Raw genomic sequence first — 14,380 nt, 5'->3', positions numbered from 1 at the left:
CCGACCCATGCGGGGTGCATTTCCGTAGCCACCGGCTGCTGCCGGATGCGTGATCTGCAATTTGGGGCGGGTGAGTTGTGTGCCTACCGGAGTATTCTGCGTGACAAATGATCAGTTCCGCGCCCTGGAGGATATTTCAGGCCACCGGAGCCCGTCGAATTCAAAAGCGGGGAGCAGCAAGGCGGACGACCTTCTGGCGGCCGCGATTTCGGCGTTCGCGGGTATCACGCGCCCCGGACGGCAGGATATGCAGCAGCTCGAAGATCTGGCCATGCCGCTTCTGCAATGCGCTTCCACCCGTGGGAAGCGACACGCAGCCAACGCGCTGGCACAGTTGGAGGACGCACCGCGCCGCCTCATTCTGGCGCTCGCCAGCGAACCCGTCGAAATCTCCGCGCCTATTTTACTGCGCTCTCCCCTTCTGCGCCCTTCCGACCTGATCGAGATCATCGGCAAGAGCGGTCTTGCCCATGCACGCGCCATTGCGCGGCGCCAGTCCGGTGACATTCTTCTGCAGGGCGTTCTGAGCAGTTTCGCCGATCCGGTCATCGATCGCACGCTGGCGCTTCAGGAAAACCTCGCCAATATCGAGGCCGAACCGCTCGAAAGACCGGATGTGCCTGATCTTTCCGCAGCCCGAACGCCGCTGATGAAGGAAGGCAGTTCCGAGCGTCTGGCTCGTGCGCTCCAGCAACCTTTTTTCGAAGCAGGCGCGATAACCGGCTCGCAACATCTCATTGATACTGCGCTTCTGATCGACAGCCAGTTTTTCCGCAATGCACTTGCCGACTCTCTGGACCTGTCCTTCGAACGGTCTGACGCGATCATCGGCCAATGGCCAGATTCACATTTGCCGATTGCGCTGAAGGCGCTCGGAATGTCGGCTGCGGAATGCTATCTCGTCATGACAGCCATTCTGGGACCGATCGACGCCAATCGCGACAGCCTGCGTGAGTTTGTCCATATCTATCGCTCCATCGACCGCGAAAAAGCGATGGCGCTTGTGCGGCGCTGGAAGGCTGAGGACATGTCGGCCATGCTGCGCGGCAAACTCCGCGAAATGGCCGAATCCGAGGACGACACCCCGCTTGTAGATGCTGCCAATTCCGATCAGCCGTCGCTACAGCGGTCCGTGAAATAGGCTGCACTGACCAGCGTTTTAGAACGCCTCTCCATCCTGTGAAATCGAGAACAGTTCCGACGCATCGGCTATATCCTCAAGCTCGACCAGCCAGAGATCGGGGTCGAAGCGGGTTTCGCGCGCCATGCGGTCGCTTGCCGCTATCTCATCGGCGTCGTGAAGAATGCCCAGAAACATGCGCTCCCCATCATTATCCTCTTCATAGGAGGTCTGCGGTGCAGGCGAATACAGATCGCAGGTGCCGAAGCGCGAGCTTACCTTGATGAAGATGGCGCCCGCCTCCGGCGAACCGCGGCGGGCGAGATAGGCAAAGCCGCCCGCGCCCTGTACCTTGCGGATCAAGGCCGAAACCCAGAAATCGGATGTCAGGCGCATCGGGAGCCCATCAGCTTATCAGGCCGATCTCGCGCATCTTCGCGATAAGTGTCGCGTCGATTTCGCCAGTCACCGGTATGCTGAACAGTTTCTGGAATTCACGCACCGCTTCCTGTGTCGTCTTGCCCGACTGTCCATTCACCGGCACGGTGTCATTGCCGAATGCCTTCAGCCCGGCCTGCACGCGGATGATGTCCTGCGATGTCACTTTCGTCGAATGCACGGCAGGCGTTGCCGCTATCTGCTTTTTCGACGCCGGTTTTTCATAAGAGGCCAGATCAGGCTTCGGCTTGGAACCCGTTTCCGTCTTCAAAACAGCGGGCTGCGGCCTTGGCGTTGGAACCGCGACCTCAATCACTTTCGCAACGTCATCCTGAGCCGGGGTACTGGTCTGTGCTTCGGCCTGCAATTGTGCGGGGATGTTTGCCTCCTGCACGCCGAGCTTTTGCTGCAAGGCGCGCCAGCGTTCCACCGCTTCGCGGGTCTGCGGCCCGGTGAAACCATCCACAGGCCCCTTGTAAATTCCGAGCGTCGAAAGCCGCTGCTGCAGGCGCGCTATTTCCAGATCGGCATTGGGCGCAAGCGCTGGCAGCATGTCATCGACCGACGCACTCATGTTCAGCCGGTCCGCGGACAGGCTCGCCGCCTCCAGCGTCTGGGTCGCCTCATTGTTTGCGGGTTCGGCAGAAGCAGTCTCGGACGGTTTCGGCACGCTGTCGGTTGCTGCCGCAGTCCCCGGCAGGACTGCGCGCGGCGTCGGCTTGAATACGAAATCCGGCCGGGTACGGAAGAACACGGCATTGTGCGCCTCCGGCTGATACCAGAGCGCATTGGCCGAAACGAAACTCATCACCACCAGAAACGCTGTTGCCCCGCCGGTCAGGACGGGGTTGCGCACGATGAAATCTCCGGCAGCAAGCGCCAGCACCGAAGCCGATGTAAAGAAGGAGCGGAGGAGCCGCGATCCGAGACTACGCCGTTTTGCGGGTTTGCGCATTTTTCTGCTCCCGGATTTCGTCGTTCTGCCAGTCATTACGCCTTTCCCCCTGGTGACGGTGAATATCGATCACCGTGCCAAGTTCCTGATACTCGTCTTCTCCCGTGACAAATTGCGGACCTGCCACCGGAAGGCGGATCGTGACGATCGTGCCTTCGCCAGGACAACTCTTGAGTTGCATGCTCCCCTGATGCAGTTCCACCAGCCCCTTGACCACTGAAAGTCCAAGGCCGCTTCCCTCTTGCGCGCGCGTATAGTTGTTGTCGGCGCGCACGAACGGCGTGCCGATGCGCTGCATATCTTCCGGCTCGATGCCGATGCCCGTGTCCGACACGCTGATTTCCAGCATCGGGCGACCGTTCGCCATCACGCGGGTCGCATCGATGGTGACGCAGCCGCCGCCTTGTGTGAATTTCACCGCATTTCCGGCCAGGTTGAGCAGGATCTGCTGGACGGCGCGGCGGTCGGCGACCAGTTCGCCAATGCCGGTGCCGACGCGATGGCAGAAGGCCACGCCTTTTTTCTCAGCCTGCGGCAGCATGACAGCAGTGCACAATTCAGCCGCCTCGCGGAAAGCGAAGTTCTGCGGATCAATGCTGTAATTGCCGGTTTCCAGGCGCGAATTATCGAGAACCGCATTCACAAGTTCCAGCAGATAGTGGCCGGATTGATGAATGAGTCCCGCATATTCGCGCTGCTTCTCATTGGCCAGCTTGCCGCCCATTTCGTGCGACAGCATGTCGGAGAAGCCGATGATCGAATTGAGCGGCGTGCGCAGCTCATGGCTGACTGCTGCGAGCAGACGGCCCTTGCCGATGCGTTCCGATTCCAGCTCCGCTTTCAGCGTTGCAATCTCGTCCAGAAGTTTCTGCTCGCCTTCGAGTGAGCGGCCGATCAGCGTGATGGCGTGAGCGCTTGCAGCCCCCTCAAGACGATAGATGCGGAAGTGCGTATCGCCATCTTCGATGGAACGCAGGCGCACGTCGATCTTGCGCGAAGCAGTGCCCGTACGAAGATCGGCCAGAAGCGAAAGATACTGCACACGGTCAGCTACATGAATGCGGTCGATAAGAGCTGTGCCTTCCAGCATTTTCGGCTGTACGCCCAGTAGCTTTGCAGAGTTCGTATCGACCGAAGACACCACGCCATCCGAATCAAGACCGAACTGCACGTCGCCGGCAGCAACTGCCACTTGCGGCGCACTGACCCTGATCTGCGCGGGCTTGGCGGCGCTGGCAAAACCACGCGCAACGAGGCTTGCCGCGTAAAGTACGAGAACGGCGACGGACACATAGCTGCCGCCGGAAATGGCACCACCGCTTGCCGTCGCAAAGTAACCGAGAATCACGGCTGCAACTGCAGCACCTGCTGCTGCGGCAACCGGCTTGCGGGTTGCAAACCAGGCCTCAAGCGGCAGACCGGCTGCCATCAGCCACAGAACCGCATTGCCGTGCGAAAAGGCGCCAATGGCAGCAAGACCCGCGCCGTAGGCAGCGAAGTTCAGGCCAGCCAGAACAGGCGCAGCGACGCCCATCAGCGACAATGCGCAAAGGATCATGGCAACGCCTGCAAAGCTGACGCTGAGAATCGCAAATTCCGTCAAGCCCGGCGTTACGCCGGAAGCGAGCAAGGCGGCGCAAAGCAGGACCGGCACGGTGACGACCGAACCGATGATACGTATGGAGGCCGCATCAGGATTGGCTACCCAGCGGCGGCAGAAACGTTCGTAAAAACGGCTGATCGCCTGCACGCTGGTGCGGGCGATTTCGGCTGTTTTCAAAAGAATGGCGTTCAACGTGCCGTACTCACTCAATACTCTTGCATGATCGAAACCGGAAAACCGTTCGCCGTGACGACACTCTTCCAGCCAGCAACAGATTGCAGCCGAGGCTTTAAAGAAACGATAAAACGGGACCGCCCGAAGCGGATAAGTGACGCGCCGGGTCTGCTTTTTTGCCTATGGTAAACAGAGGGTAGCAATCAGGTGGATGAAACCGCCGCCATGGCACAATTTTGACGTTCAAATGCTTTACCATGACGCGCATCTTGTCCGAAAACCGTTTCACACTTTTCGGGATGCGCTCTAATAAGCCGATCAGTTACGGAATCTTTTCGAATTCATCCGACATTGGAGCAAACCGAGCGCTCGTAACAGCAAGAAGGCAATGATCCGTTTTCTCCTCAAATCCGCATTCTGGTTGTCGTTGGCATTCATCGTAATGCCGCGCTTCTTCGCTGCGGATGAGCAAAACAAGCCGCAGGAGAAACCAGCCGTTGCCGAGACCAAGCGGGAACCGGATTCAATCGACCAGCTTCTTGCCAATGGCAAAACCGCCGTGGAACTGGGCAAGCTGTGCATCGACAATCCGTCTTTCTGCCAGAACGGAACATCGCTTGTTTCCAGCGCCGGAAGCGGCCTCCTGGAAGGTAGCCGCGCAGCGCTCGAATATCTGAGCGACCGGTTCGGCACCAAGCCGCAACCACCTGTAAAAGCTGAGCCGCCAGTAGCAGAACCTGCACAGACCGCAACCGGCATTCCCGTCCCGACATCGCGTGAAGAAGCCTTGCGCGCGCTGGATCGCCGCTCGACTGGCTCAATTGCGCGCTAGAGCGCGTTTGTTTGTGGCGCGTCCTATCCAAAAACCGTTTCACACTTTTCGGGATGCGCTCGAGTTTTCCGTGACCTTGTGGCGTTTCATGACTATATAAGCGGCAATAATCTTCTTTCAGGCGAGTATCATGACCACGACCATCGATAGCATCATGTCCGATTTCGAATTTCTCGACGATTGGGAAGACCGCTATCGCTATGTTATCGATCTCGGCAAGGAACTGCCGCCTTATCCAGACGATGCACGCGACGCAGCGCACAAGGTCAAGGGCTGTGTCAGCCAGGTATGGCTGAAGACGCTTCCGCAAGGTGGCAATGATCCGGTCATCGAGTTTCTGGGCGATTCCGATGCGCATATCGTGCGCGGTCTGGTGGCCATCGTGCTGGCGCTTTATTCGGGCCACAAGGCTTCGGAAATTCTTGCCGTGGACCCGGAAGCCATTCTGAAAAAGCTCGGCCTTGATGAACATCTGACGCCGCAGCGCTCCAACGGCCTGCGCGCCATGGTGGCACGCATTCGCCGTGAAGCGGAGCTCGCGAAAGAATCAGCCTAAGAGTTTCTCGACCGACAAGGCTGCGGCGAGCAGCCTGTTGTCGGTGCCGCCACGTGCGCTGAGCATGAAGCCGGTCGGCAGCGTCATGCCCGGCATAGGCACGCTGATGCTACACAGGTCGAACTGGTTTCCAACCTGCGTATCACGCAGGAGCAACCCTTCCACACGGTCATATTCAGCTTCATCATTGCTGACCGACGCAATCGTCGGCGCAACAATCGGCGTAGTCGGCGTTACAAACATGTCGAACCCGCTCAAACGCCCGTCCATCTCCCGAACAAGTGCGGTGCGCGTTTCCATGATTCCACGATAGGTTTCCATCGGAACCTTGATGCGGACGGACAGCGGACGCTTCACGCGGATATCGACATTGGCATCGGGATCGCCGAGCCAGGTCGATGCATGAACATGGCTCGCCTCTATCCCGGCGATGGAACCGACACGCGTTGCCTCGCGCAGACGCTGGATCAGGTCGTCGACCTCCAGGTCGGCAATGATCGCCCCAGTCTTTTCGAGAAGCGCGACCGACGCCTCGAAGTGCCTTGCAACATCCGGCTCCATATCGGCCAGAAGATAGCCTTTCGGCAGGGCGACACGCAGACCCTGGAGCGGCAGGGCATCGGGCAGGACCGGCGCTTCACCTGCCATGATCGCATCGGTCATGATCGCATCGGCCACCGTTTTGGTCAGCGGACCGACGGAATCGAGCGACGGTGCCAGCGGAAACGCACCGTCGAGCGGTACGCGCCGTGCCGTCGGCTTGAAACCGACGATACCATTGAGCGCCGCCGGGATACGCACCGATCCGCCAGTATCCGAGCCGATGGCGATTTCGCTTGTACCTTCCGCTGCCGAGACGGCGGCACCTGACGACGATCCGCCCGGAATGCGCGTGGGATCGACCGCATTGCCGGGCTCGCCATAATGCGGATTGAGACCGACCGGCGTGAAAGCAAATTCCGTCATGTGGGTCTTGCCAACGATGACCGCCCCCGCATCGCGCAGACGCCGGACAATCGTGGCGTCCTGTGCCGCAGGGGTAGCGGTGCGGCGAACAACTGAACCGGCAAGCGTCGGTTCTCCGGCAACGTCGAAAAGGTCCTTGATCGAAACAATACGCCCGTCGAGCGGTCCGAGCGCCCGCCCGTCATGAAGACGCGCATCGGCGGCATCCGCCTCGGCGCGCGCCTGTTGTGCATAGACCTTGCTGAAAACGCGCTCGCTCCCGGCCCGCGCTTCCAGGCGCGACAGGATATTTTCCAGCCGATCCCGTACCGAATTCATATGATTTCTCCCCACTTCCCCAACGGGTACAGAGTCCCTTTGAGACAGAGGCGATAGACCTGCCTCCGATAGCTGTCAATGAAGGAGAGGCTTCACATATTCTGTGGTCGCATCTGCGGTCGATAGCCATCGGCTCCCCAATGCAGGACGACACCTCTGCCCCGTTCCTTTTCAAGTTGAGGATTATAGTGCCTGTGCAGAGCGGCCAGACCGACCTTGAGCAGCATCTTGGCCGAACGCACGGGCCATTGCCGCTCGCGCTCCACGGTTTCAAGACCTTTCAGGAAGCAGCAGACATCGACCAGAACGCCGTTCAGTTCCGGCCCGACCGCTTCCAGCGCCCGCTCGACACGAATGCGGCTGGCAAGCGCAATATCGGTCAGTTCGGCCATGCCGCCCGGCCCGCTGCGCCCGCCTCCGACACCGGTATCCCAGCGCATTGTCACAGACGGCATCAGCGATCCGCGTGTGAAATCGGCACGCAGCCTCTCACCGGCAAGAAACTCACTTTCCGAGATGAAGGTAGAGCCGTTCGCATTCCTGCGCCTGTAGAGCATGGCAAGCGGTGATTCCTCCGGGTTGATCTCGACCTTTTCACCTTGCAGATATTCGATGGTCTGCGCATTTTCCGCCGGACGGGGCAACGGCTTGTTGTCTTCCTTCAACCGCTTTGCGCAATGCGGCGATGCAACAAGACGCTCTTCGTCCCAGCGCAGCAACCCCTTCTTCTGCATGACGTCCAGTTCGGAACGGGAAGCGGCAATGGTCCCCTGATCCGTCGCGAGCAACACATGCGTAGCGCGAACCGAATCCTGAACCTCGCAGACGCCGTTTTTCAGAAAGCACATGATCCTCGCTTCGGATACTGACAACTGCTTGGTCATGCCGCCATCCTCCAGTCCGTGAAAGCACTTTGCGCAATCCGTTCGAAGGTCGAGACGATTGCATCGAATTCGGTATCGTCACGCATGTCTTCCACCAGATGGCAGGCGTGCATCACTGTTGTCCGGTCCCGCGCAAATCCAGCGGCCACTTCACGCATCGCCATGCCGAAAGCCGTATGCGCGACATACATGCCGATCTGCCGCACGCGCGCGACCTCCCGTCTGCACCGCAACGGAGACCGCAGTTCAGTGCCGGAAACACCGAACATTGCCACGAGCAGGTCGATAAGGGCATCGCACAGCACCATATTCTGCTGCTGCCGCGAACGGTCGGCGACGCCCTCCACTCTTTCGAGACTAAGGCTTCGCCCATGCCGCGCCGCAAGCAACTTCAACGCTTCGAAAGCTTCCGCCCGTGTATGAATGACATCCGATAGTTCCAAAGACATTCATCTTTCCTCGCCAGAATAGGAATATCTTCTTATACGGAGGAAAATGCAAGTGTGGATAAGTTTCGTAGAATGAATTGCCGTCTTTGATTAGTTTCGGCAGTTCTAACATAGGCTAAAGCCTTGCCATCGCAGCATTAACCTGCGTCGATCAAATGTGATCCATGGCCATTTTACAGAAAAATCCGGCAAAATCTAGGAATATTATCCAACGTCTTCCACCGTCGCTCATGCTCGTTGATATCGAGAAATGAGGGATTTTCGCCATGGAAGCAGATCTTAAACAGGCCCGCGCACTATTTTTTGCCCGACAGAAGCAGAATCAACTGACGGCCATGCAGCGTATTGCCTTGCAGATCATTGCGGGCATCGATCTGGATGAAGTTCTGAAAGCACCGCAAGAGGAGAAGGAACGAACCAAGCGGCGCCTGACGCGCCTTATGGAAAGAGAGCGGCAGAAAGGCGTGTGCGGGCATTGGAGTTATGATCTGAACCGGCATATTGCGCTGAAGCAGGCATTCGACCGGATCGGATGAATATTGCATGAGCTTCCGAAAACTCTCAGAAGACCAACAACAAAATGGCCGGTATTGAAAAGCGTGAGCTCAACAATACCGGCCATTTTCATAACATTCACAAGAACAGATGCGGCAAAGCGCAGCCCGCTCGAAAGTCGAAGCGATTAAGCGTCCTTAGGCTTGCGGCCCAGGCCCATCTTCTTCGCCAGACGCGAACGAGCAGCAGCGTAGTTGGGAGCGACCATCGGATAGTTCGGGTCGAGATCCCACTTTTCGCGGTACTGTTCAGGCGTCATGTTGTAATGGGTCATCAGGTGACGCTTGAGCGACTTGAACTTCTTGCCGTCTTCGAGGCAGATGATGTAGTCGTCATGAACCGACTTCTTCGGATTGACGGCAGGCTTCGGCTTCTCAACGACGACAGGCGCTTCTTCGCGTTCGACGTGGCGCTTGAAAGCAGCATGTACTTCGGCGATCAGCAGCGGCAGTTCGCCAGCGCGAATCGAATTATTGCCGACATATGCAGCTACAACATCTGCAGTAAGGCTCAGAAGCAGTTCTGTGCTCTCGTCGTGCGTGTCCAGATTTTCCATTAGATTTCCTTTTGACTTCTTATTGTTGCGTAATCGACGACTGGAGATCCCCGCCTGCCATCGTCGTTACGTATTCCAAAACTCTGCCCCATCCGTTCGCGACTGCGAATATCAGTTGATAATGTCATTTGCAATAGAATTGTCAAACCACATTACATTAACAACACATCTTTATTCTTGAATCGGCAAATAGAAAAAACCGGACTCAACCTTACGAAGACAGGGAAACTTTGAAGTGCGATGTGTTCGCGTTGCCGACCCTGTCATTTATTGAGGGATACGGATGAAGCCACAGTTCACGACCGTGCTTCCTTTAATTTGCTCAGCCAGTCTTAGCAATAGTTTTCTCCCTCAAGTTTTCTTGTACGAAGCTCAAGACTAACGCGTTTCCGCTACGTAGCTTTTGGCCGCAGAATCGGGCCTCAAAAAGGCATTGCTCAAATATATTTCAACGGAATCAACTCGCTTTCGCCTTTTCGGCCAACTATATAAACACCAGTATCACCCGCCTGAAGGCAGGGCTTACCGGCCTTGCAGCAAATCGAAACAGTTTTCATTGGAATTGTGGATGTCTCAAAGCTCCTCCCAACTTCAACCGCCGCATGCAGCCAAACATCCGGTAAATGACACCCGCCACGGGATCACACGCACCGACGATTATGCTTGGTTGCGCGCAGATAACTGGCAGGAAGTATTCAAGGATCCGTCGGTTCTGGCCCCCGAAATTCGTTCGCATCTGGAAGCAGAGAATGCCTATCAGGCAGCCCTGATGAACGACACGGAAGCGCTGCAGAAAACGCTATTTGCTGAAATGCGTGCACGCATCAAGGAAGACGACTCGTCCGTTCCGTCCAAGGATGGCCCTTTCGCCTATGGCGTTTCCTACCGGACCGGCGGCGAACAGCCCTATTTCATTCGAACCCCGCGTGACGGCGGAACCGAGACGATCCTCCTCGACGGCGATGTCGAAGGCAAGGACAAGGCCTATTTCCGCCTTGCCTCGGCTGATCATGCGCCGGATCACAAGCTTTTGATCTGGGGATATGACGACAAGGGTTCAGAATTCTACAAGCTAAAAGTCCGTGATCTTTCTTCGATGAAGGATCTCGAAGACATCGTCACCGATACGAATGGCGGTGGCGCGTGGGATGCCGAGAGCAAGGGCTTCTTCTATACGCGGCTCGACGAAAATCATCGACCGTCCAAGGTTTTCTATCACAGGGTCGGCACGGATCAGTCGAGCGACCGGCTGATCTATGAAGAGAAAGACCCAGGCTTCTTTCTCGGCGTCGGCGGATCGGCGCTGGACGATTATATCTTCATCGACATTCACGACCATGAGACGTCGGAATGCTGGCTCCTGCCCGCCAATGACCCGGCGGCAAAGCCGCAGCTCATCATGGAACGCAAGACCGGCACGGAATATGACATCGCGCCGGGCGGTGACGTGTTCTACATCCTGACCAATGCGGACGGAGCCAAGGATTTCAAGATCTGCCAGGCACCGGCTGCAGCGCCTCAGCCTGAAAACTGGGTAGAGGTCGTGGCGGAAAAGCCGGGACGGCTGATCCTGTCGCACTCCGCCTACAAGCATCATCTTGTCTGGATGGAGCGCGACAATGGCCTGCCCCGCATCGTGATCCGTGACCGTGAAACCGGCGAGCAACACGCCATCGCCTTCGATGAGGAAGCCCATTCACTCGGCCTTCATGGCAGCGCCGAATATGATACGGATGTGATCCGCTTTTCCTATTCATCCATGACGACGCCGGAACAGCTCTTCGACTACAATATGCGGACGCGGGAGCGGAAGCTCTTGAAAACGCAGGAAGTTCCTTCCGGCCACAACGCCCAGGACTATGTTACGCGTCGTGTCTTCGCAAAGGCATCGGATGGCGAGCTGGTGCCGGTATCCCTGCTCTATCACAAGAATACGAAGCTCGACGGCTCGGCACCCTGCCTGCTCTATGGTTACGGTTCCTACGGCATCACCATTCCCGCAAGCTTCAGCACGTCGCGGCTGTCGCTGGTGGATCGGGGCTTCGTCTATGCCATTGCCCATATTCGCGGCGGCAAGGACAAGGGTTTCGCCTGGTACGAAAACGGCAAGCGCGGCAAGAAGGTGAACACCTTCACCGACTTCATTGCCGCCGCAAAACACCTTGTTGCAGAAGGCTTCACCAGTCATGACCGCATCGTTGCCCATGGCGGTTCGGCAGGCGGCATGCTGATGGGCGCGATTGCCAATATGGCGCCCGACGCGTTCGGCGGCATCATAGCCGAAGTGCCGTTCGTCGATGTGCTGAACACGATGCTGGACGACACGCTGCCGCTGACCCCGCCGGAATGGCCCGAATGGGGCAATCCGATCACATCGGAAGCGGAATACCGGACCATCGCAGGCTATTCGCCCTACGACAATGTCAGCCGTCAGGCCTATCCGGCCATATTGGCCGTGGCAGGTCTAACAGATCCGCGCGTTACTTACTGGGAGCCCGCCAAATGGGTCGCCAGACTGCGTGAACTGAAGACCAACAACCATCCGGTGCTGTTCCGTATCAATATGGATGCGGGCCATGCCGGGGCGTCGGGTCGCTTCTCGCGGCTGGAAGAAGTCGCCTACACCTATGCCTTCGCACTCAAGGTGACAGGCAAGGCGGGCGGCACGCTCTGATCCTCGACATTAAGCATCGCATCCAGATTTTAAGGTGCGATGCTTCTCCATTGGAGAAAGTGCGCTATTTCGCTTATAATCTTATAGTATTGTTCAACAGCTATTCTTTTTAAGGAGAGACCGATGCTGCGTCAGGTCATTGCCGTTTTCCTCACTTCCGCATCGCTCGCGGTTTCAGGCTTTGTCGTGCTGCCCATGTCCGCTGAGGCACAGGTGCGCAAGGATGTCAGCGAATATGCAGGCCAGCGCTGCAATGTGCCGAGAAAAGGCAGCGGCACCATCGTCGGCCAGTTCAGCGGCGTTGACGACTCGCCCTTCATTACAGGCGGCGACGGGCTGGTCGCGATCGACCGTGTCCGGTGCTTCGGCAGCATGTCTGAATGCAAGGGGTGGCTCTATACGATGCAGAGCAAATATACCAATGCCGGGGCCGCTACTCTGGTGCGTTGCACCAAGCGCTGAATCCGAATTGTAAAAACTGCGGTTTTCACACAGCGCTGCGAATGGCATCCTCCCACCACTTGATGCATCGCCTTCGGGCATCGTCTTCGGTTTGGGAGGATCGGAAATGCAGCAGCGGGCCAGCTATGTTCATGGTGCGAGCGACAAGCTTCTCATCGGCAATACGATCGGTCGGCATCTCGACCAGATCGCTGAAAAATATCCCGAGCGACCTGCCGTCATCGTCCGGCACCAGAATGTCCGGCTGACTTATTTTGAACTCAGACAACGGACTGACGAACTTGCCGAAGGCTTTCTTGCCATCGGGCTACGCCCCGGCGAGCGTCTCGGCATATGGTCGCCGAACAATCTCGAATGGATTCTCACCCAGTTCGCCAGCGCAAAAGCGGGACTGATCCTCGTCAACATCAACCCGGCCTATCGCGCGCATGAGCTGGAATATGTGCTGGCAAAAGTCGAATGCGCGGCGCTTATACTCGCACCGTCGCTGAAGACCAGCAATTATATCGATATTCTGCGCGGCATCGTGCCTGAGCTCGACGAAGCCCGGCCCGGCCATTTGATGTCCGAGCGGCTTCCCACTCTGCGGTCAGTGATCCGGCTCGGTGCGGAACAGACCGCGGGCATGCTAAATTTTGACGATGTCGCCCAATCCGGCGATGACGTCACGCGCGAGGAACTGGCGCTTCTTGCCGACGAACTGCAATTCGACGATCCCATCAATATCCAGTTCACCAGCGGCACGACAGGAAGCCCGAAGGGCGCAACGCTCTCCCACCACAACATTCTCAATAACGGCTTTTTCGTTGGCGAGGCGATGCAGCTTTCCGAACAGGACCGGCTCTGCATTCCGGTGCCGTTCTACCATTGCTTCGGCATGGTGCTCGGCAACCTTGCCTGCTTCACCCACGGCTCCTGCATGGTGATCCCGAACGACAGTTTCGACCCTCTCCTGACGCTTCAAACTGTCGAGGAAGAGCAATGCACCGGCCTGCATGGCGTGCCGACAATGTTCATTGCGATGCTGGATCATCCGGAGTTCAGCCGTTTTGATCTCACCAGCCTGCGCACCGGCATCATGGCCGGATCGCCCTGCCCCATCGAAGTGATGCGACGTGTCGTGAGCGAGATGCACCAGAGCGAAATCACCATCGCCTACGGCATGACCGAGACAAGCCCGGTGAGTTTCCAGAGTTCGACGACCGATCCAATGGAGCGGCGTGTCTCAACGGTCGGACGTATTCACCCGCATCTGGAGGTGAAGATCATCGATGCGGATGGCAAGGTGGTTCCGCGCGGCGAAAAGGGCGAATTGCTCACGCGCGGCTACAGCGTTATGCGCGGTTACTGGAACGATGCGGAAAGCTCGGCAGGCGCTATCGACGATGCGGGCTGGATGCACACCGGCGACCTCGCGACGATCGACGAAGAAGGCTATTGCAACATTGTCGGGCGCATCAAGGATCTTATCATTCGCGGCGGCGAGAACATCTATCCACGCGAGATCGAGGAATTCCTCTTCACCCACCCCGCGATCAGCGATGTCCAGATATTCGGCATTCCCGACCGGAAGTTTGGCGAAATCATCTGCGCATGGGTGAAGCTGCACAAGGAAGGCCATCTAACCGAGGAAGAACTGGCCGAATACTGCCGACAGCGGATCGCACATTACAAGGTTCCCGCCCACATACGCTTCGTGGATCAGTTTCCGATGACTGTGACCGGCAAGATCCAGAAATTCGTCATGCGACAGGTCATGATCGAGGAGCTGGAACTGCAGGAAATTCGAACGGCGTAGCGAGGATCGCGACCACCGATCAAATCGTCATATTCACCAA

14 protein-coding genes are annotated in these 14,380 nt (G+C 57.5%); 7 read left to right on the top strand and 7 right to left on the bottom strand.

All coding sequences use genetic code 11. The features are described from left to right. Window positions 1-100 precede the first annotated feature (100 nt). Entirely contained in the window at window positions 101-1,141 is a 1,041-nt protein-coding gene (locus tag CQZ93_RS03235) for a DUF2336 domain-containing protein (RefSeq protein WP_105541309.1), read from the top strand. Window positions 1,142-1,159: 18 nt separating this feature from the next. Here the strand turns inward: CQZ93_RS03235 and CQZ93_RS03230 are convergent, their stop codons facing one another. Genes CQZ93_RS03230 through CQZ93_RS03220 form a run of 3 tightly spaced genes read right to left on the bottom strand, consistent with a single transcriptional unit; the run spans window position 1,160 to window position 4,308 of the window. Then, complete coding sequence (locus CQZ93_RS03230) at window positions 1,160-1,516, bottom strand: DUF1491 family protein (RefSeq protein WP_105541308.1); 357 nt, start codon at window positions 1,514-1,516, stop codon at window positions 1,160-1,162. Window positions 1,517-1,526: 10 nt separating this feature from the next. Next, the gene (locus CQZ93_RS03225; protein ID WP_105541307.1) at window positions 1,527-2,513 is read right to left on the bottom strand and encodes a peptidoglycan-binding domain-containing protein; all 987 of its coding nucleotides are present in this window, start codon (window positions 2,511-2,513) and stop codon (window positions 1,527-1,529) included. Then, entirely contained in the window at window positions 2,488-4,308 is a 1,821-nt protein-coding gene (locus tag CQZ93_RS03220) for a sensor histidine kinase (RefSeq protein ID WP_105541306.1), read from the bottom strand. The genes CQZ93_RS03225 and CQZ93_RS03220 overlap by 26 nt, the downstream gene beginning before the upstream one ends. Before the next feature lie 370 nt (window positions 4,309-4,678). Between CQZ93_RS03220 and CQZ93_RS03215 the strand changes: the two genes are divergently transcribed. After that, window positions 4,679-5,122, top strand: a complete 444-nt coding sequence (locus tag CQZ93_RS03215; protein ID WP_105541305.1) for a hypothetical protein — start codon at window positions 4,679-4,681, stop codon at window positions 5,120-5,122. A gap of 130 nt (window positions 5,123-5,252) precedes the next feature. Then, a complete protein-coding gene (locus tag CQZ93_RS03210) occupies window positions 5,253-5,678 on the top strand; it encodes a SufE family protein (RefSeq protein WP_105541304.1) in 426 nt (141 codons plus the stop codon). Here the strand turns inward: CQZ93_RS03210 and CQZ93_RS03205 are convergent. From CQZ93_RS03205 to CQZ93_RS03195, 3 genes are all read right to left on the bottom strand, one after another. Beyond that, complete coding sequence (locus CQZ93_RS03205) at window positions 5,670-6,962, bottom strand: amidase (RefSeq protein ID WP_105541303.1); 1,293 nt, start codon at window positions 6,960-6,962, stop codon at window positions 5,670-5,672. The genes CQZ93_RS03210 and CQZ93_RS03205 overlap by 9 nt on opposite strands. Before the next feature lie 92 nt (window positions 6,963-7,054). Beyond that, window positions 7,055-7,846, bottom strand: a complete 792-nt coding sequence (locus CQZ93_RS03200; protein WP_105541302.1) for a DUF6456 domain-containing protein — start codon at window positions 7,844-7,846, stop codon at window positions 7,055-7,057. Further along, window positions 7,843-8,289: a helix-turn-helix domain-containing protein gene (locus CQZ93_RS03195; protein WP_105543155.1), complete on the bottom strand. Its 447-nt coding sequence runs from the start codon at window positions 8,287-8,289 to the stop codon at window positions 7,843-7,845. Before CQZ93_RS03195 ends, CQZ93_RS03200 begins: the two co-directional genes overlap by 4 nt. Window positions 8,290-8,561: 272 nt before the next feature. Between CQZ93_RS03195 and CQZ93_RS03190 the strand changes: the two genes are divergently transcribed. Next, window positions 8,562-8,831: a cytoplasmic protein gene (locus CQZ93_RS03190; protein WP_105541301.1), complete on the top strand. Its 270-nt coding sequence runs from the start codon at window positions 8,562-8,564 to the stop codon at window positions 8,829-8,831. A gap of 146 nt (window positions 8,832-8,977) precedes the next feature. Here the strand turns inward: CQZ93_RS03190 and CQZ93_RS03185 are convergent, their stop codons facing one another. Beyond that, the gene (locus CQZ93_RS03185) at window positions 8,978-9,406 is read right to left on the bottom strand and encodes a Ros/MucR family transcriptional regulator (protein WP_105541300.1); all 429 of its coding nucleotides are present in this window, start codon (window positions 9,404-9,406) and stop codon (window positions 8,978-8,980) included. Between the two features lie 568 nt (window positions 9,407-9,974). Here CQZ93_RS03185 and CQZ93_RS03180 point away from each other — a divergent pair. The 3 genes from CQZ93_RS03180 to CQZ93_RS03170 all read left to right on the top strand — a co-directional run bounded on the left by CQZ93_RS03180 (window position 9,975) and on the right by CQZ93_RS03170 (window position 14,340). Next, window positions 9,975-12,080 (top strand): S9 family peptidase, encoded by a 2,106-nt coding sequence (locus tag CQZ93_RS03180; protein WP_105541299.1) that lies wholly within the window; start codon window positions 9,975-9,977, stop codon window positions 12,078-12,080. Between the two features lie 123 nt (window positions 12,081-12,203). Continuing rightward, window positions 12,204-12,542: a hypothetical protein gene (locus CQZ93_RS03175; RefSeq protein ID WP_105541298.1), complete on the top strand. Its 339-nt coding sequence runs from the start codon at window positions 12,204-12,206 to the stop codon at window positions 12,540-12,542. A gap of 106 nt (window positions 12,543-12,648) precedes the next feature. Next, entirely contained in the window at window positions 12,649-14,340 is a 1,692-nt protein-coding gene (locus tag CQZ93_RS03170) for an AMP-binding protein (RefSeq protein ID WP_105541297.1), read from the top strand. Window positions 14,341-14,380: the final 40 nt, after the last annotated feature.

This window comes from Ochrobactrum vermis, assembly GCF_002975205.1.
GTDB classification, from domain to species: Bacteria; Pseudomonadota; Alphaproteobacteria; order Rhizobiales; family Rhizobiaceae; genus Brucella; species Brucella vermis.
This window is presented reverse-complemented; position numbering and strand designations above follow the sequence as displayed.